The following is a 15,721-nucleotide window of genomic DNA, read 5'->3' as shown; positions in this document are numbered from 1 at the left end:
CACTACTGTGTGAGTTGAAGTGGACTTCAACTCAAGGACCTGGTGATGCCGGATCTATTGACGATCGGTGAGCTGTCCGCCCGCTCCGGGGTGGCACCGTCGGCGCTGCGCTACTACGAGCGGCTCGGGCTGATCCGCGCCGACCGCACCGGCGGCAACCAGCGCCGCTACGCCCGCGCCGAGCTGCGGCGGGTCGCCTTCATCCGGATCTCCCAGCAGGTCGGCGTCTCGCTCGACGAGATCCGGGAGGCACTCGACTCGCTCCCCGAGGCGCGCACCCCCAGCCCACAGGACTGGGCGCGACTGTCGGCGAGCTGGCGCAGCCGGCTGGACGAGCGGATCCGGCTGCTCAGCAAGCTCCGCGACGACCTCGACGGCTGCATCGGCTGTGGCTGCCTCTCCTTGCAGCGCTGCACGCTCAACAACCCGGAGGACACGCTGGCCGGCGAGGGCCCGGGCGCCCGGCTGGTGCTGCCCCGACCGACTGACGACCCGACGCTGGCAGGCTCGCTCAACTGACGGCCGACCCGCCGCCCGGCGGGCGGGTGAGCAGCACCTTGCCGAAGTGGTCGTTCGACTCGACGAGCCGGTGCGCCTGCGCCGCCTCGGTCATCGGCAGCCGCCGGTCCACGATCGGCCGGATCCGGCCTGCCTCGACCAACGGCCACACCTCGTCCCGTACGCCCTGGACGATCTCCGCCTTCTCGGCGAGCGGACGGGACCGTAGCGACGTCGCGGTGACGCTCGCCCGCTTGGCCAGCAGCGTGCCGAGATCCAACTCGGCCTTGCGCCCGCCCTGCATCCCGATCACCACGAGCCGACCCCCGCTGGCCAACGCGGAGACGTTCCGCCCGAGGTAGGACCCACCCATGATGTCGAGGATGACGTCCACTCCGCGCCCGTCGGTGACCCGGCGGACCTCCTCGACGAAGTCCTGCTCCCGGTAGTCGATGATGTGTGCCGCGCCCAGCTCACGCAGCCGGTCGTGCTTGGCCTCCCGCGCGGTGGTGAGCACTGTCACGCCGAGGGCCGCCCCGAGTTGAATGGCGAAGGTGCCGATCCCGCTGCCGCCGCCGTGCACCAGCAGCGTGTCGCCAGCACCGAGCCGGGCCACCTGGACCAGGTTCGACCAGACCGTGCAGGCCACCTCGGGCAGCGCCGCCGCGTCGACCGGGTCACACGCCGGCACCGGCAGCAACTGCCCGGCGGGGACCGCCACCCGCTCCGCGTACCCGCCGCCGGCCAGCAGCGCGCAGACCTGCTGCCCGACCGCCCACCCGGCGACCTCCGCGCCAACCTCCGTGATCACCCCAGAACATTCCAACCCGGGGTACGCGGGCGCGCCCGGCGGCGGCGGATAGTGCCCCTGCCGTTGCAGCAGGTCAGCGCGGTTGACCCCGCTGGCCCGCACATCCACGATCACCTCGTCCGGGCCCGGCTCCGGGTCGGGTACCTCGGCCCAGACCAGCGCGTCGGGTCCACCGGGCTGCGGAATCGTGATGGCTCGCATGGGCTCAGTCTTCCTGATCTTCCCGGGTGTCGCAGGCGCACCGTCCAGCCCACAATGGACACCTCAGACCGCCTGGCCGGCGCACCGGGGAGGGACGCCGGGCCGACCGGAGCGAGCCGTGGCAGACTATGCGTGGCCGTACGCCCACGGGTGGCGGCCCAGGAGGGTTCGCCTAGTGGCCGATGGCGCTGGTCTTGAAAACCGGTAAGGCAGCGATGTCTTCGTGGGTTCGAATCCCACACCCTCCGCCACCTTGACCCACTCGACTTCCCGGAAGTCGAGGTGTCAGGACTCCTGGGACACCTCGACATGACGAACCCGAGTCGATCTCCTGGTCCGCGCCTCGTAGCTGAGCAGCACGGCGAGGAACGCGGTGAGCAGGCCGAGAGCGGCCAGGCCGGGCAGGTAACGCCCGGCGGGGAGCAACGGCAGCGCCACGACGGGAGCGACGAACTGCCCCGGTCGTAGGCACCGGACGCTGAGACTCAGGAACGTCGCCCGGCCCGCGAGGAACAGGGCGGTTCCCCCGAACAACGCGACGGCAGGCATCCAATCCGAGATGCCGTGGGACTCCTCGCGTGCGAGGCCAGCCAGCACCTGCTCGACTCCCAATGCCACGTAGATGGTCCCGGCGAGCAGCGGAAAGTGGGCAAGGGTGTAGGCGTTGGCACCCACGTGGGCCCGCCGCAGCCCGGACTCCATCATCAACGCCTGGCCGGCGGCCATCGCAGTGGAGGAGTACAGCCAGTACAGGCACACGGTGACGGCCAGCGTAAGAACTGCGGCCAACAGGATCGGTCCGCGGATCCGCTGTACCCCGACGCCGGCGGCGACCGAGATCAGGGACTCGCCGAGCGCAATGATCACCACGAGGCTGTGTCGCTCCGCGAAGTGACTGGGACTTCGCACCGGCCACCCGCTCAGCACCGAGGACACCACCCCGCCGCCCATGTCGATGGTGAGGGCCACCGCCCAGAGCAGGAGCTGTGCGGTGCCGCCGACCAGGGCACCGAGGACGAAGGGGATCCAGGACAGCGCGGTCGAGAGGGCATACAGACGAATGGTCCTGCTCAGCTGTCGGTTGCCCGCAGCGACCCAATGAAAGAGCGCGAGAGCGATAACTCGGAGCGTGACGTAGGCCAGCACCAGGATCAGGCGTTGTCTCGTCGTGCCCGGCCCGGTCGCCCAGGCGTCGGGGATGACCAGTGCGACGAGGAAGACGGCCGCCATCGAGACCGTCACACCGGCACGGATCAGCCCGACGTCGATGCGGACGTGGTTGCCCAGCCAGGAGTAGACCACCCAGGAGATCCACAGCAAGAGGAGTACGAGGAATCCCTGCGTGAGCGCCACCGGCGACGGCCGCTCGCTCATGAACGTGGTGACCCGGATGAGTCCGAAGACGAACACCAGATCGAAGAAGATCTCGAACAGGGTGGTCCGGTGTGTCTCCGCGGTCGCCACCGGCCGCGACCGGAAGATCCGCCCCATCAGGTCATCTTCACCGGTTGCGAGGTGGCAGTCCGGCGCGCCGCGTCCCGGTCACTCCGGCGGGTCGGTGGTCCGCCGCTCCCGGCGGATCGTCTCCTCGGCCAGTCGCTCGACAGCGCGTCGGCGTTCGTCGGCGATGGCTCGCTCGTCGGCTCGCTCGTCCCGGCGGCGGAACGCGGTGACAACAGCCCCCACGAAGTCCCGCCAGATGCCGGCCACGATGTCCCCCTGCGGAACGCTGCCCGACCTCAAACGTAGCTCTGCGAATCCACACGGGGTCAGCGCGTGCTTCCGGTCGTCGGCAGGGCCGTGGCGGGGTAAGAAGGGGCTGGTATCTCCGCACATCGGAAGGACGCGTCACCATGACCCTGGAACGACCGATCGCCCCGGACCCGTACGAGCTGCTGCCGACACTGCCCTCGTTCACGCTGACGAGCGACGACGTGCGGAACGGCGAGCCGATGGACGCCCGGCACGCGCATGGCAGCACCGGGGGTGACAACGTCTCGCCGCAGCTGACCTGGTCGGATTTTCCCGCCGAGACGAAGAGCTTCACGGTGACCTGCTACGACCCGGACGCGCCGACCGGCAGCGGTTTCTGGCACTGGGTGCTGGTGAACGTGCCGGTCAACGTCACCCAGTTGCCCACCGGGGCTGGTGGCGCGGCGGGCACCGACCTCGGCGGGGCGTTCTCGGTTCGCAACGACTACGGCGAGCAGGGCTACGGTGGCGCGGCTCCGCCGGCCGGCGACCGCCCGCACCGGTATGTCTTCGCGGTACACGCCCTGGACGTCGACCGCCTGGACCTGACCCCGGACGCCAGCCCCGCCTACGTCGGCTTCAACCTGACGTTCCACACCCTGGCGAGAGCGGTGATCCGCCCCACGTACCAGATCAAGGACTAACCCCGCCCCCAGCTCCCGCGATCTTGCACTTTCTGTCCCGACATCCTTGACATAAAGGGCATAAGGACGACAGAAAGTGCAAGATCGCCGGGGCCGGGCCGGGCCGGGCCGGGCCGGGCCAGGGCCGGGGCCAGGGCCGGGGTCAGGCTGGGACGCGGGCTACGGCGAAGACGGACTGGCCGAACGGCGGGAGGACCAGTTGCTCGGCGGCCTTGGTGGCGGGCAGGATGAGGGTGTCGTACACCTTGACCATCGGGCCTTCCTTCGGCATCAGCCGGAAGACCTTGGTGGCCATGAAGTAGCCGATCAGCCCGAGCGCGTTGGCGTAGTGCATCTTCTCGATGGTCAGACCGGCGTCGGTCATCGCCGCCCCGAGCGTCTTCTTCGTGTAGCGGCGGACGTGCCCGGTGGCGATGTCGGCCGGGCCCATCGCGAACTGGAACGCGGGCACGATGATGATCACGGCGCCGCCGGGTCGGACCAGGTCGCGCATGCTCTGTAGCGCGCCCACGTGGTCCTCGATGTGCTCCAGAACGTTGTACGAGACGGCGGCGCTGTAGTCGCCCCGGTCGTTGTGCGGCAGCAGCATCTGCCGGACGTCGACGTTCGGACGGTCGGCGAGGCGCTCCTTGAGCTGCACCAGCCGGTCCGGGTCGGCCTCGGTGGCGGTGAACCGCGGCAGCCGCTCGGACCATTCCAGCGCGTAGTCACCGAGACCGCTGCCGATCTCGATCGGGTCGTCGCCGAGGTACGGCACGGCCAGTTCGATGAACCAGCGACGGTGGTTGACAGCGGTTGCCAGGCCTTCCAGCACCTCGGACTGCACGCGCTGATCCCCAGTGATTTCTGCCATGCGTCGATTCCTCACGATATGAACTCGACCCGTGCCTGGACCGACAGTGTGAATCATCCGCTGGGACGGCGAAAGAATCGGGGCATCGGGGTGGCCGAATTGTGGTCGGGGGGTGGGTTCGTGATCGGCGGTCGGCGAACCCGGCACATAGTACGGCAGTACCCCGAAACATGTCACGGCGGCGTCATGCGCTGACTACCCTATGAATTGTCATGACTACTCCTGAACCGGACGTGCCCAGCGACAGCGGCGGCCCGGCCGCCGCGCCGTCGGCGGAGGGGGCCTCCGGTGCCGTTCGGCCTTCCCGCAGGGGGATGTGGGCCGATCTGGCCGCCGTGCTGAGCTTCGTGGTGCTGGGCTTCTGGATCACCTGTCGACTCTGGCTGGACCCGGGCAGCGACGTGCGGGACAACCAGTCCGACCAGTCGCAGTTCGAATGGATGATGGCCCACGGTGCGCGAGTAGTCACGCACTTTGCGTATCCGTTCCATTCCAATCAGATGAACGTCCCCGACGGCGTCAATCTGATGGCCAATACGTCCGTATTATCCATTTCATTGCCAATGACGCCGATCACCCTGCTCTTTGGGCCGCGAGCGTCATTTCTGATCTTTCTCACCGCCGGCATGATTGCCACGGCCACGGCCTGGTATTTCCTGCTCTCCCGGGTCCTGATCGGCAGCCGGGGGCCGGCGTGGCTGGGCGCCGGCTTCTGCGCGTTCGCGCCGGCCATGGTGTCGCACGCCAATGGGCATCCGAACATCGTGTCGCAGTTCGTCGTCCCGTTGATCATTTGGCGCACGCTACGACTCGGTGAACCGGGCCGCTGGCTGCGCAACGGGGTGCTCCTCGCGTTGGTCATCGTCTGGCAGGCCTTCCTCAACCTGGAGATCCTGCTGATGACCGCGATCGGTCTCGGCGTGGTCGTAGGCGTGCTCGCCGTGGGCCGCGCGGATCTACGGTCGCGGGCCCGATCCTTCCTCGCCGGGCTGGCCGTCGCCGCCGGGGTCGCCCTGCTCCTGCTCGCGTACCCCCTGTACGTCCAGTTCTTCGGACCGGACGCGTACTCCGGGCTGTCCCGCCTGATCCGCGGCTACTCCAGCGACGTGGCCTCGTTCGTCGCGTACTCCCGGGAGTCGCTGGCCGGCAGCGCGCGCACCGCCGCGGGCCTGGCCAAGAACCCGACCGAGGAGAACAGCTTCTTCGGCTGGGCGCTGGTGGTGCTGGTGATCGCAGTGGTCTGGTGGCTGCGCCGCTCGATCGTGGTGCTCGCGCTGGCCGCGCTCGGGTTGCTCTTCGCGGTGCTCTCGCTGGGCCGGGAGGTCCGCTTCGACAATCGGGGTACGGGTGTGCCGGGCCCCTGGGCCGCTCTGGAGAACCTGCCCATCCTGCACTCGGTGGTGCCGACACGCTGGGCGTTGGCGATCACCCCGATCATCGGGCTGCTGCTCGCCTACGGCGCCGAACGTGCCCGCGAGTTGGCCGACGCGCACCCGGCCGCTCGGGGGCAGGTCCGCTTCGTCACCGCCACAGTGCTCACGATGGCCCTGTTGCCGATCGTCCCCACCCCGCTGCCCGTGGCCCGCCTCGACCCGGTCCCCAGCTTCGTGACCAGTGGGGCTTGGCGGCCGTATGTGGCCGGTGGGCGCAGTGTGGTGACCCTGCCGTTGCCGGATACCACCTACGCCGAGCCGTTGCGCTGGTCGGCGGCGACCCGGCTGGACATGCCGCTGGCCCGTGGCTACTTCCTCGGCCCGGACACCCGCCCGAACGCCGATCCGCCGAAGGTCGCGTTGTTCGGTGCGACTCCCCGTCCCACCAGCAGCTTCTTCGCCACCATCCGGCGCACCGGGGCGGTGCCGCCGATCACCCCGCAGAGTCGGGTCCGAGCGGTCGACGACCTGCGCTACTGGCGGGCCGGGGTGGTCATCCTCGGGCCACACGAGCACGAGGCCGCGCTGCGCCGGGGCATGACCGAGCTGACCGGGATCCAACCGGTCTTCAATGGCGGGGTGTGGGTGTGGGATGTCCGGTCGTTGACCGACTGAGCGGTGCGGCCCAGCCTGACCTAGGTGAAACAGGCCCTAGCGGACGCAGCAGCCCTGGCAGACCTTCGGGCGGGGCAGGGTGAACGCGAGGCAGCAGGTGCGGCGCTGCACTGTCGGCTCACCGGTCGGCCCTGGCACCAGCTCGATCAGGTCGGCCAGGTCGAGTGCGCCGAGCAGTGTGTCGATGCTCTGCACGGTGGAGCCGGGCAGGGCGTCCGCGGCCCGCAGGATGCCGTGCGCGATGCCGGAGGCGACCGAGCCGAGCAGCGTCCGGGTGCCCACCCGGACCTCGGACTGGATCGCCGTGATGAGCGGCGCCAGGTGGGCGTCGAGCAGGGACGCGCGCAGCGCGACCAGCAGCTCCGCCTCGTCGGCGACGACCCGCACCTCCGGCAGGCCGGCCAGCGCCAGCGGATCGTTCGGCAGCACCGCCACCGTGGTGCCCCGGCGCATGCCCATGGTGAGTAGCTGGCGGTGGTCCTCGAAGTGGATCAGCAGGTCGGCCGGACCGAGCAGTGGCACCCGTCGGGCCGAGGCCCAGCCGAGCACTACCGGCAGCGCTGCCCAGTAGCTGTAGGACTTCCAGGCCAGCGCCGCGCAGGCGTGCGGGGTGCCGCCCCAGCGGACGGCGGCGCCGTTCAGCAGCTCCGGCAGTCGGCTGCCGTCGATCAGGGTGGTGGCGGGCGCCCAGCCGAGCTCGTCGTCGACCAGCAGGCCCCGGGCGAGGCCGGGGAGGTCGTCGGTGCCGAACATGGCCCGGAGCGCCGCGGTGACGGGGGCGAGCGGCGTGGTGGCGGCCTCCCGCCGTGGCATCACCGCTGTCACCTGAGTCGTCCCCTGTCTGTGAGACCGAGGAGTGCGCCCCGGCGGACGAACCAGTGCCGTCCTGAGCTAAGGCTAGCCTAACCAAGCCCCTGGCCGTAAGGGAAGCCTCACCTTGGTCACATCCCGGACGCCCAGGTCACCCCGCATTTGACGGAGTAGTGCTTCGCCTACTACCCGGAGTCAGTGCTGGAAAACGCCGCTGCACGATCGATGGCCATCGGTGAATTGTCAAGCGGTGTGTCGAAAACATGCCACTTGCGTGTGTGTCCGCGTACAGAACGTGAAACTTATAGCCCCGGCCGCGAGGAAGCTGATGACGACCTCACCCCTCGAACGGGCTGCCGACTCCTTCGCGGCCGAACTCGCCCGACAACGGACGGGGCGCGGGCTGTCCAAGAAGCAACTGGCCGTCCTGATGGGGTTCGACCCGTCCTACGTCAGCCACGTCGAGGGGCGCCGGCACCGCCCGACCGAGGACTTCGCCCGCCGCGCGGAGGCCGTCCTGGAGGCAAGCGGCGCGATCTGGCAGCGCTTCCGGGAGTACGACGACCTGCGGCACGCCAGGGCGGGTCAGCCGCACCGCGAGCCGTACCTGCCCGGCCAGTGGCTGCCACCCGGCACCGGCCTGGTCGTGGAACGGGAGCTGGCCACCCTCACGCACGTCGACGAGGGCTACCGGTGCGTCATCCACCGTGAGCTGTACAACGCCGGCACCGAGCCGGTCACCCGCTACCTGGTCCGGGTGGCCGTCGACCGCTACCCGAACGACCCCGGCCGCTCCAACCGGCACCACCGGGAGCACCCCCTCAGCTTCGCCGAGCTGCAGATACAGGCCCGCCGAGACGACGGCGGCGGAGACCCGGAACCGATGCACTGGCGAGCCAAGCACGATCGGGACGCGTTCAAGGAGATCTGGCTGCTCTTCGAGAACGGGGAGCGACGCTTCCCCCTCTACCCGGGCGACCGGGCCGTCATCGAGTACGCGTACAGCGTCGGGCACGAGAAGTGGGGCCCCTGGTTCCAGCGAGCCGTCCGACTGCCCACCCGGCAGCTCGCCGTACGGCTGGATCTGCCGGCGGCCCTCGACCCGCAGGTCTGGGGCGTGGAGACCTCGCTCAGCGCGGAGGAGGGCCCGCTGCGGACGGCGCCGCAGCGTCACGACGAGGGCGACCGGGTGATCTACGACTGGCAGACCGACGACCCCCCGTTGAACGCCCGCTACCGGATGCAGTGGCGGTTCCGAGCCCGTCCGGACACCGAACCGGACGTCGGCCCCGGCGGCGCCCGGGTCCGACCCAGCGACCGGATGCGCGGCCTCGGCATCGTGCAACGCGGGGACGACCTGCTCCGCCAGCGGGCCCGCCCGTTCGACCTGCCCGCTGAGGAACACGTCGCCCGCGACGTGGTCGACCGGCTCACCATGGCCCTGGCCCGGCTCGACGAGCTGCACCCGTTCAGCAAGGGAGTGGGCGTCGCCGCACCGCAGTTCGGCATCGGCCGCGCGGCGGCAGTGGTGCGGCCCCCCGACCGGTCGGCGGAGCCGGTAGTGCTGCTCAACCCACGGGTGGTCGACGCCGACCCGGAGACCGACGAGCAGTACGAGGGCTGCCTCTCCTTCTTCGACCACCGGGGTCTGGTGCCCCGGCCGCTGCGACTGGACGTGGAACACGCGCAGTGGGATGGCAGCCGGATCATCACGTCGTTCGAATTCGGCATGGCCCGGCTGGTCGCACACGAGATCGACCACCTGGAGGGCCGGCTCTACGTCGACCGGATGGCACCCGGCGTGCCGTTGGTGCCGGTGGAGGAGTACCGCGAGACCGGGCACCCCTGGCGCTACTGAGCACGAAGGGACCGGGGCGCGTGCCCCAGGGGGCAGGGGCACGCGCCCCGGTGTGGGGGGAGGAACGTCTAGAGGTCACCGAAGGTGTCGTAGCGGATGTGCGGCGGCGGCACATTGTCCGCGGCGAGCACCCGCAGGGTGGACCGGACCATCCGGGCGGCACCGGAGACGAAGCAGTCGTGCGTGGTCCACGGGCCGTACCGGGCCACGACCTCAGGGATCTCGCCCTGCTCGCCGTCGAAGTCCGGATCCTCACTGCACGCCGCGGTGACCGACAACCACGGGTGTACGGCCACCAACTCCTGCAACCCGTCCAGGCCGTACAGGTCGCCCGCCTGTCGTGCGCCGTAGAAGACGTGCACCCACCGGGTCCGGTTGAAAGTGACCAACTCCTCCACCAGCGCCTTGATCGGCGCCAGCCCGACGCCGCCGGCCACGCAGAGGATGTCCCGTTCCGAGGCGCGGTCCAGGGTCATCGACCCCATCGGCGCCGCCAGGCGGAGCAGGTCACCCGGCCGCACCCGCCGCACCAGGGCGCCGGACACCCAGCCGGCCCCCGGAGACCGCACGTGGAACTCCAGCACGTTGTCGTCGTTCGGCGCGTTCGCCACCGAGTAGTTACGCCACACCCGGGGGTGGTAGCGCGGCGCCTCCAGGCTCACGTACTGCCCCGCCTGCCAGCGCAGCGGATGCTGCAACGCCCGGCAGGTCAACACGGCGGTGTCCGGGCCGTGCCGCTCGTGGGTCAGCACCTCGGCGTGCCAGAACGGCGGGTCGTCGTCGGAGGCGGCGCCAGCCACCATCAGGGCGGCGATCGCCGCGTACGCCTCCCGCCACGCCTGGTCGTACTCCAGGTTCCAGCCGTCGCCGGCGGTGCTGCGCAGCGCGTCCAGCAGTGCGACACCCATCGTGGCGTAGTGCCGCTCGTCGACGTGGTACTTGCGGTGGTCGCGGCCCAGCGCCCGGAGGAACTCGTCGAAGCTCTCCGGATCGTCGACAGTGTGGATCGCCGTGATGATCGCTTCGAGTAGACGGTCGCCCTGGCCGGTCATCTGCACCGGGAAGAGTTGCCGCAGGGCGGGGTCGAGCAGGAACAGCCGAGCGTAGAAGTGACCGCTCAACCGGACCCGGTCGTCCTCGACCAGGGTCCAACTCTCCTTCAGCAACCGCGCGAGGTTGTCCACGGACGCTCCTTCTCCAGACGGCAACGGATCGGGCGCTCATAGAATCTCCACGGAGCGTGTCGACTGGTCGCACAGAATGTGCGATCGGCTCATGGTGGCCGGTCGGCCATGTCACGGGTGCCGCACGTCGGGCAGAGTGGTGCGGTGACCGTTGAGCTGACCCGCCCGGTGTCCCGCCGACTGCTGGGCACCGAGACGCTGCTGGTCCTCGGCCTCTCCCTCGGCCAGTCCGCGATCTACGCGGTGGTCTCGATCATCGCGAAGTTGACAGCCGACGGTCCGCTCTCCAAGCAGACCGCCTCACTGAACACCTCGGCGTCGGCCCGCCCCTGGCTGGACCTCACGTACCAACTGCTCGGCATCGTGTTCGCGCTGCTGCCGGTGCTGCTCGCCGTACACCTGCTCAGCCGTGACCCCGGCGACCCGGCGCGGACCCTCGGCCTGGACGCCCGGAATCCCGGTCAGGACGTGGCGCGCGGCGCCGGCCTGGCGGCGCTGATCGGTCTACCCGGGCTGGCGCTGTTCTGGGTGGCGGCCCACCTGGGCCTCAACGCCACGCTGGTGCCGGCCGCGCTGCCGGACGTCTGGTGGACGGTTCCGGTGCTGATCCTCGCCGCCGTGCAGAACGCCGTGCTGGAGGAGGTGATCGTGGTCGGTTACCTGGTCACCCGGCTGCGCCAGCTCCAGTGGCGGCTGGCCGCGATCATCGCGGCCAGCGCGCTGCTGCGCGGCTCGTACCACCTGTACCAGGGCTTCGGCGCGTTCGTCGGCAACGCGATCATGGGCGTCGTGTTCAGCCTCTTCTACCTGCGCACCCGGCGGGTGATGCCGCTGATCATCGCGCACACCCTGCTCGACGTGTTCGCCTTCGTCGGCTACGCGCTGCTGCCCCGGGAGTGGTTCGACTGGCTCTGACCGGTCAACGCCGGTCGGGTCGGTAGACGGCCAACGCTCGGGTCGCGAGCCGGTCGGCCGCCGCCGCATCACCCAACGCCGCCGCGAGCACCGCCGCTCCCGGCAGCAACCGGGCCACCAGCCGCAACACCACCCAACCGCCGGCCTGCGCCGCGAGCGGCGCGGCCAACCGCCAGGCCGCCTCCGCAGTGCGCGGCCACGCCCCCTCGACCGGGTCACCCGGCGACTCGGCGGCGGCCAGAGCCGCCGCCGCGCTCGCCCGATCCGGGTGCACCTGGGTCAGCACCAGCAGGTCGACGGCCCGGTCGGGATGCGTCGGATCCTTGCCGTACGCCGCGGCCAGGTGCAGCACCAACTCCGAGTGCGTCCACAGCACCGCCGCCAACTCGGCCAGCGGCGCGAAGAACCCGGCCAGCGCGGCGGTCGCCCCACCCGCCCCCGCCGAGCGGACGAACCGCCGGGTCGCCAACCGAGCCAGGCCGTCCGCCGACGCGTCCGGATACCGGTCGCGCAACCCAGCGGCCCACCCGGCCGCGCCGGGTCCGAACGTCCGCACCGCGGCCAGAGCCAGCAGCTCCGGTGCGAAGCCAGGGTGGTCGAGCACGCGCGCGGCGACCGCGCGCAGCTCCGATTCCGGGGTACGCCCCAGAGCCGGCTCAGCCTGCCGCACGGCGGGGTCTGCCGGGGCCAGCTGCTGCTCGGTGGGCGTCGTCTGCGGCCTGACCACGGGTTCGGGGGCGGGGCTTGTCGCCGGGGTGCTCTTTGTCGGCCTGGTGCTCTTGCGGGGGGTGGCCGCGCGTTTGGTGGTCTTCGCGGCTCTGGCCGGGGCCGTTGGCGTGATCGTGCTCGCTTCGCCGGTGGTGCTCGCGTCTGTGGTGCTCGCGGCCTCGGTGGTGCTCGCGGCCTCGGTGGCGGTCGCGGCCTTGGTGGGTTTTGCGGCGCGCTTGCGGGGTGCCGGCGTGGCCGGGGTCACCTCGGCGGGCGTGTCGGCTGCCTGCCGAGGGGCAGCCCTGCGAACAGGGGCGGTCCGAGCCTTCGGCGGTGTCGATGCGAGGCCGGTTGCCGGGCTCGGATGGTCGCCGGTCGGCTGCTCCGCGTGCTCCGGCTGCTCCGCGCTGGTGTCGGTGGCCAGTTCGGCCGGTGCGCGCCGAGGCTGTCGAGGCAGCGGGCGATCCGGCTCCGGTGGTTGGAAGAGCACCGCCGGGGCGGCCTTGGCCCGTCGAGGACGCTGGGTCGCCGGGGTAGCCGGCGGCGGTGCCGACGCCTCAGGCTCCACCGTCTCGGTGGGCTCCTCGGCCACGATCGGCGGCCGGAAGGTAGCCCGTGGGGAGCGCCGACGCGCTCGTTCAGCAGGCTCTCGACGGGTCGGCTCGCTGGGCGGCTGCTCCTGCATATCGATGGAGCGTAGTCGCGATCACGCCGACGCACAGCGTGGAAACACGGGGGCGGGCGGGTCGCGGTGGGCGTACCCCGGAAGTCGTTTTGCTCCCGGTGGGTGGCGACCTGTATCCTCGGGCGCGGTGGTCTGAGGATCACCAGGGAGACTTCGCCTAGTCTGGTCTATGGCGCCGCACTGCTAATGCGGTTGGGGTCTTAAAGCCCCTCCCGGGTTCGAATCCCGGAGTCTCCGCGCGAAAGCCGGTTGTGTAGACTGGCTGAGCACAAGCGCCCGTAGCTCAATGGATAGAGCATCTGACTACGGATCAGAAGGTTAGGGGTTCGAGTCCCTTCGGGCGCACAGAGTTTGAGCAGGTCAACGCCCCTCTGGTTGTCGACAATCGTCGACCAGGGGGGCGTTTTGCGTGAGCCCACGGGTTCACACCTGCCGCTTGTGGCTACCCCACCGTTACTCTGAGTTGCGGGTGCCATCTCTGGCGCGAGGTGCGTCCTCGTCGCCATCCACGCGTCTCAACCGCCACGCATAACAGGCCTGCTCGCTTAAGGGCCTGTTTCACAAGAACTGGCCGGCCTGCGGCGGGCCCGAACGACGACCGGCGGCGTTGCGGTTTCGTCCGGATACAACACCGGTATCCGAACGAAACCCCGCCTTGCCCACATCGCCCTCGCTTCGATAGACGGCCACCGCTGATCATCAACGGTTACGGAACTTGACTGAAGATCGTGCGGTGGCCGGGCGTCAGAGCGTCACAAGTGCGTGAGCCCATGGGCTCATGTCGGTCAGCCGCGAAGGTAGGTGAGAACGGCCGACACCCGGCGGTCTGAGTGCGGGTCGAGCGGGAGCTTGGCGAAGATGTTGCCGATGTGCTTGCGCACCGCGGCCTCGCTGACGAACAGCTTGCCGGCAATCGCGTTGTTGGTGTGGCCTTCGGCCATGAGCGCCAGCACCTCCCGTTCGCGTTCGGTGAGGCTGGCGAGCGGACCGTCGGTGTGCCGGCGGACGACGAGCTGGCGGACGACCTCGGCGTCGATGACGGTGCCGCCCGCGGCGACACGGTCGACGCTGTCGAGGAAGTCGCGTACGTGGCCGACCCGGTCCTTGAGCAGATAGCCGATGCCGCCGCCGGGGGCGGAGTCGAGCAGCTCGCCGACGTAGGCGTCGGCGACATAGGCGGACAGCAGCAGGATCGCGATGCCGGGATGGGCGGCTCGGATGGTGGCCGCCGCGCGCAGGCCCTCGTCGGTGTGGGTGGGTGGCATGCGAATGTCGGTGACGACGAGGTCGGGGCGGCAGTTGGCCGTGTACGTGAGCAGGGCCTGCGCGTCCGCGACGGCCGCGACGATGTCGTGGCCGGCGCGTTCGAGGATTCGCACCAACCCTTCGCGGAGCAGGGCCGCGTCCTCGGCGACCACGATGCGCAGTGCCTTCGGCTGCGGCGTCAGTGGATTGGGCACGTCATCCTCACCTGGGTCGGGCCGCCGGCGGGGCTGGTGATGTGCAGGTCGCCGTCGAGGGCGTCGAGCCGGGCGCGCAGTCCGGCGAGGCCGGTGCCTGCCTGCGGGTCAGCGCCGCCGACGCCGTCGTCGACCACCGAGACGATCAGTGCCTGGTCCTCGGTCCACGCGTGCACCTGTGCCGATCGGGCCCGGGCGTGGCGGGCGACGTTGGTGAGGTTTTCGCTGACGAAGAAGTAGGCCGCGGCCTCGACGGCCGGGGGGAGCCGGCGGTCGAGGGCGAGATCGAGGTGGACCGGGACCGGTGACCGACCGGCGATCTCGTGCACGGCCGCGGCGAGACCATGGTCGGTCAGTACCTGGGGGTGGATGCCCCGGATCGTGGTGCGCAGGTCGGCGAGGGCCTGCTCGGCCTGCTGATGGGCCTCGCGCACGAGGTCGAGGCCGGGGCCGTCGGTCAGGTCCAGTTCGGCGCTGCCCAGTGTCATGGTCAGCGCGACGAGGCGCTGTTGGACGCCGTCGTGGAGATCGCGCTCGATCCGGCGGCGTTCGGTTTCGAACGCGTCGACCAGCCCGCTTCGGGAGCGGCGCAGCTGCTGGACCGCTTCGGCCAGTTGGGCTTCGGGCGGGTCCAGCAGGTGTCGCACCAGGGCCGCCTGGCCGCAGGCCAGCGCGGTGACCGCGTACGCCAGCAGGACGAGCGTGAGAATGCCGGCGGGCACCGCCAACCACGCCTCACCGGTGTTGCCCACCCGCCACCCGGCGACCTCGACCACGTCGTGACGGACCAGCACCGGAGCGAGGATCAGCACGACCGGAGCCGTCAGCAGCACCACCACCGCGCCGTCCACGAGCCAGAACAGCGTCACCAGCAGGACCGTGACGCCCGTCTCCGGCCAGGCCACGCGGCCATGTTCCCGATCGCGCGGCGCAGGTAACCGGCTCACCGGCAGCCCGGGAAAGATCAGCCGGAGCCGGCGCCGCTCGCCCGCGGCGGCGAGGTGCGCCAGCGTCGGAAGGCCGGCGAGCACGAACAGTCCCGCGACCACCACGATCGTGGCCACGCCCACTGTGAGTACCACGAACAGGAGGATCAGCCAGCCGAGACCGATGGGCACGGTGGTGGCCACGTACGCGAGTGAGCGCCACGGCCACACCGACGCCAGAAACCGTGTGGGGCGGCCCCGTACGGCTGTCCAGGCATCATCCACTTGCCCAACCCTACGGTTCGCACCGGCCGGGCGGGGTAGCGTGCGCGCTACCCCCGAAGTCGCGTCGGAGCCAGTGTGGTGGG

Annotated in this window: 14 protein-coding genes and 3 tRNA genes; 8 read left to right on the top strand and 9 right to left on the bottom strand. The window is 70.4% G+C overall.

Features of this window, described 5'->3' with window-relative positions; all coding sequences use genetic code 11:
- Positions 1 to 45 precede the first annotated feature (45 nt).
- Positions 46 to 519, top strand: coding sequence for a redox-sensitive transcriptional activator SoxR (soxR, locus tag NIE111_RS29510; RefSeq protein WP_238687525.1), 474 nt, complete (start codon positions 46 to 48; stop codon positions 517 to 519).
- Here the strand turns inward: soxR and NIE111_RS29505 are convergent.
- Positions 512 to 1,510 carry an NAD(P)H-quinone oxidoreductase gene (locus NIE111_RS29505; protein WP_238687524.1) on the bottom strand — a complete coding sequence of 333 codons (999 nt, stop codon included), beginning with the start codon at positions 1,508 to 1,510 and terminating at the stop codon, positions 512 to 514. The genes soxR and NIE111_RS29505 overlap by 8 nt on opposite strands.
- 161 nt (positions 1,511 to 1,671) lie before the next feature.
- Here NIE111_RS29505 and NIE111_RS29500 point away from each other — a divergent pair.
- Positions 1,672 to 1,761: transfer RNA gene (locus NIE111_RS29500), tRNA-Ser, on the top strand.
- 34 nt (positions 1,762 to 1,795) lie between these two features.
- Here NIE111_RS29500 and NIE111_RS29495 read toward each other — a convergent pair.
- Together NIE111_RS29495 and NIE111_RS29490 are read right to left on the bottom strand one after the other, a co-directional pair.
- Complete coding sequence (locus tag NIE111_RS29495) at positions 1,796 to 3,001, bottom strand: low temperature requirement protein A (RefSeq protein WP_238687523.1); 1,206 nt, start codon at positions 2,999 to 3,001, stop codon at positions 1,796 to 1,798.
- Between the two features lie 51 nt (positions 3,002 to 3,052).
- Positions 3,053 to 3,220: a hypothetical protein gene (locus NIE111_RS29490; protein ID WP_238687522.1), complete on the bottom strand. Its 168-nt coding sequence runs from the start codon at positions 3,218 to 3,220 to the stop codon at positions 3,053 to 3,055.
- Between the two features lie 143 nt (positions 3,221 to 3,363).
- Between NIE111_RS29490 and NIE111_RS29485 the strand changes: the two genes are divergently transcribed.
- Entirely contained in the window at positions 3,364 to 3,906 is a 543-nt protein-coding gene (locus NIE111_RS29485) for a YbhB/YbcL family Raf kinase inhibitor-like protein (RefSeq protein ID WP_238687521.1), read from the top strand.
- A 142-nt stretch (positions 3,907 to 4,048) separates the two neighbouring features.
- Here NIE111_RS29485 and NIE111_RS29480 read toward each other — a convergent pair whose 3' ends face one another.
- Positions 4,049 to 4,759, bottom strand: a complete 711-nt coding sequence (locus NIE111_RS29480) for a class I SAM-dependent methyltransferase (protein WP_238687520.1) — start codon at positions 4,757 to 4,759, stop codon at positions 4,049 to 4,051.
- A gap of 212 nt (positions 4,760 to 4,971) precedes the next feature.
- Here NIE111_RS29480 and NIE111_RS29475 point away from each other — a divergent pair, with 212 nt between their 5' ends.
- Positions 4,972 to 6,807 (top strand): DUF6311 domain-containing protein, encoded by a 1,836-nt coding sequence (locus tag NIE111_RS29475; RefSeq protein WP_372488429.1) that lies wholly within the window; start codon positions 4,972 to 4,974, stop codon positions 6,805 to 6,807.
- A gap of 36 nt (positions 6,808 to 6,843) precedes the next feature.
- On the opposite strand, the gene NIE111_RS29470 is transcribed toward NIE111_RS29475, so the two are convergent.
- Complete coding sequence (locus NIE111_RS29470; RefSeq protein ID WP_238687519.1) at positions 6,844 to 7,620, bottom strand: hypothetical protein; 777 nt, start codon at positions 7,618 to 7,620, stop codon at positions 6,844 to 6,846.
- Positions 7,621 to 7,945: 325 nt separating this feature from the next.
- Here NIE111_RS29470 and NIE111_RS29465 point away from each other — a divergent pair, with 325 nt between their 5' ends.
- The gene (locus tag NIE111_RS29465) at positions 7,946 to 9,475 is read left to right on the top strand and encodes a peptide deformylase (protein ID WP_238687518.1); all 1,530 of its coding nucleotides are present in this window, start codon (positions 7,946 to 7,948) and stop codon (positions 9,473 to 9,475) included.
- Positions 9,476 to 9,543: 68 nt separating this feature from the next.
- Here the strand turns inward: NIE111_RS29465 and NIE111_RS29460 are convergent, their stop codons facing one another.
- On the bottom strand, positions 9,544 to 10,659 hold the full coding sequence (locus NIE111_RS29460; RefSeq protein ID WP_238687517.1) for a globin domain-containing protein: 1,116 nt from the start codon (positions 10,657 to 10,659) through the stop codon (positions 9,544 to 9,546).
- A 144-nt stretch (positions 10,660 to 10,803) separates the two neighbouring features.
- On the opposite strand from NIE111_RS29460, the gene NIE111_RS29455 reads away from it, so the two are divergent.
- Complete coding sequence (locus NIE111_RS29455) at positions 10,804 to 11,574, top strand: CPBP family intramembrane glutamic endopeptidase (protein WP_238687516.1); 771 nt, start codon at positions 10,804 to 10,806, stop codon at positions 11,572 to 11,574.
- Positions 11,575 to 11,578: 4 nt separating this feature from the next.
- Here the strand turns inward: NIE111_RS29455 and NIE111_RS29450 are convergent, their stop codons facing one another.
- Positions 11,579 to 12,874, bottom strand: a complete 1,296-nt coding sequence (locus NIE111_RS29450) for a hypothetical protein (RefSeq protein ID WP_238687515.1) — start codon at positions 12,872 to 12,874, stop codon at positions 11,579 to 11,581.
- Positions 12,875 to 13,113: 239 nt separating this feature from the next.
- On the opposite strand from NIE111_RS29450, the gene NIE111_RS29445 reads away from it, so the two are divergent.
- Both NIE111_RS29445 and NIE111_RS29440 read left to right on the top strand, forming a co-directional pair.
- Positions 13,114 to 13,204: transfer RNA gene (locus NIE111_RS29445), tRNA-Ser, on the top strand.
- A gap of 35 nt (positions 13,205 to 13,239) precedes the next feature.
- Positions 13,240 to 13,312: transfer RNA gene (locus NIE111_RS29440), tRNA-Arg, on the top strand.
- A 440-nt stretch (positions 13,313 to 13,752) separates the two neighbouring features.
- Here the strand turns inward: NIE111_RS29440 and NIE111_RS29435 are convergent.
- On the bottom strand, positions 13,753 to 14,394 hold the full coding sequence (locus tag NIE111_RS29435) for a response regulator transcription factor (protein ID WP_238687692.1): 642 nt from the start codon (positions 14,392 to 14,394) through the stop codon (positions 13,753 to 13,755).
- A 17-nt stretch (positions 14,395 to 14,411) separates the two neighbouring features.
- A complete protein-coding gene (locus NIE111_RS29430) occupies positions 14,412 to 15,638 on the bottom strand; it encodes a sensor histidine kinase (RefSeq protein WP_238687514.1) in 1,227 nt (408 codons plus the stop codon).
- Between the last annotated feature and the right edge of the window lie 83 nt (positions 15,639 to 15,721).

The sequence above is a fragment of the Micromonospora hortensis genome, from assembly GCF_022230935.1.
Classification (GTDB): domain Bacteria; phylum Actinomycetota; class Actinomycetes; order Mycobacteriales; family Micromonosporaceae; genus Micromonospora; species Micromonospora hortensis.
This window is presented reverse-complemented; position numbering and strand designations above follow the sequence as displayed.

Coding starts and splice junctions, on each gene's coding strand:
- soxR (WP_238687525.1), top strand. CDS start 46: ATGCCGGATCTATTGACGATCGGTGAGCTGTCCGCCCGCTCCGGGGTG.
- NIE111_RS29505 (WP_238687524.1), bottom strand. CDS start 1,510: ATGCGAGCCATCACGATTCCGCAGCCCGGTGGACCCGACGCGCTGGTC.
- NIE111_RS29495 (WP_238687523.1), bottom strand. CDS start 3,001: ATGGGGCGGATCTTCCGGTCGCGGCCGGTGGCGACCGCGGAGACACAC.
- NIE111_RS29485 (WP_238687521.1), top strand. CDS start 3,364: ATGACCCTGGAACGACCGATCGCCCCGGACCCGTACGAGCTGCTGCCG.
- NIE111_RS29480 (WP_238687520.1), bottom strand. CDS start 4,759: ATGGCAGAAATCACTGGGGATCAGCGCGTGCAGTCCGAGGTGCTGGAA.
- NIE111_RS29475 (WP_372488429.1), top strand. CDS start 4,972: ATGACTACTCCTGAACCGGACGTGCCCAGCGACAGCGGCGGCCCGGCC.
- NIE111_RS29470 (WP_238687519.1), bottom strand. CDS start 7,620: ATGCCACGGCGGGAGGCCGCCACCACGCCGCTCGCCCCCGTCACCGCG.
- NIE111_RS29465 (WP_238687518.1), top strand. CDS start 7,946: ATGACGACCTCACCCCTCGAACGGGCTGCCGACTCCTTCGCGGCCGAA.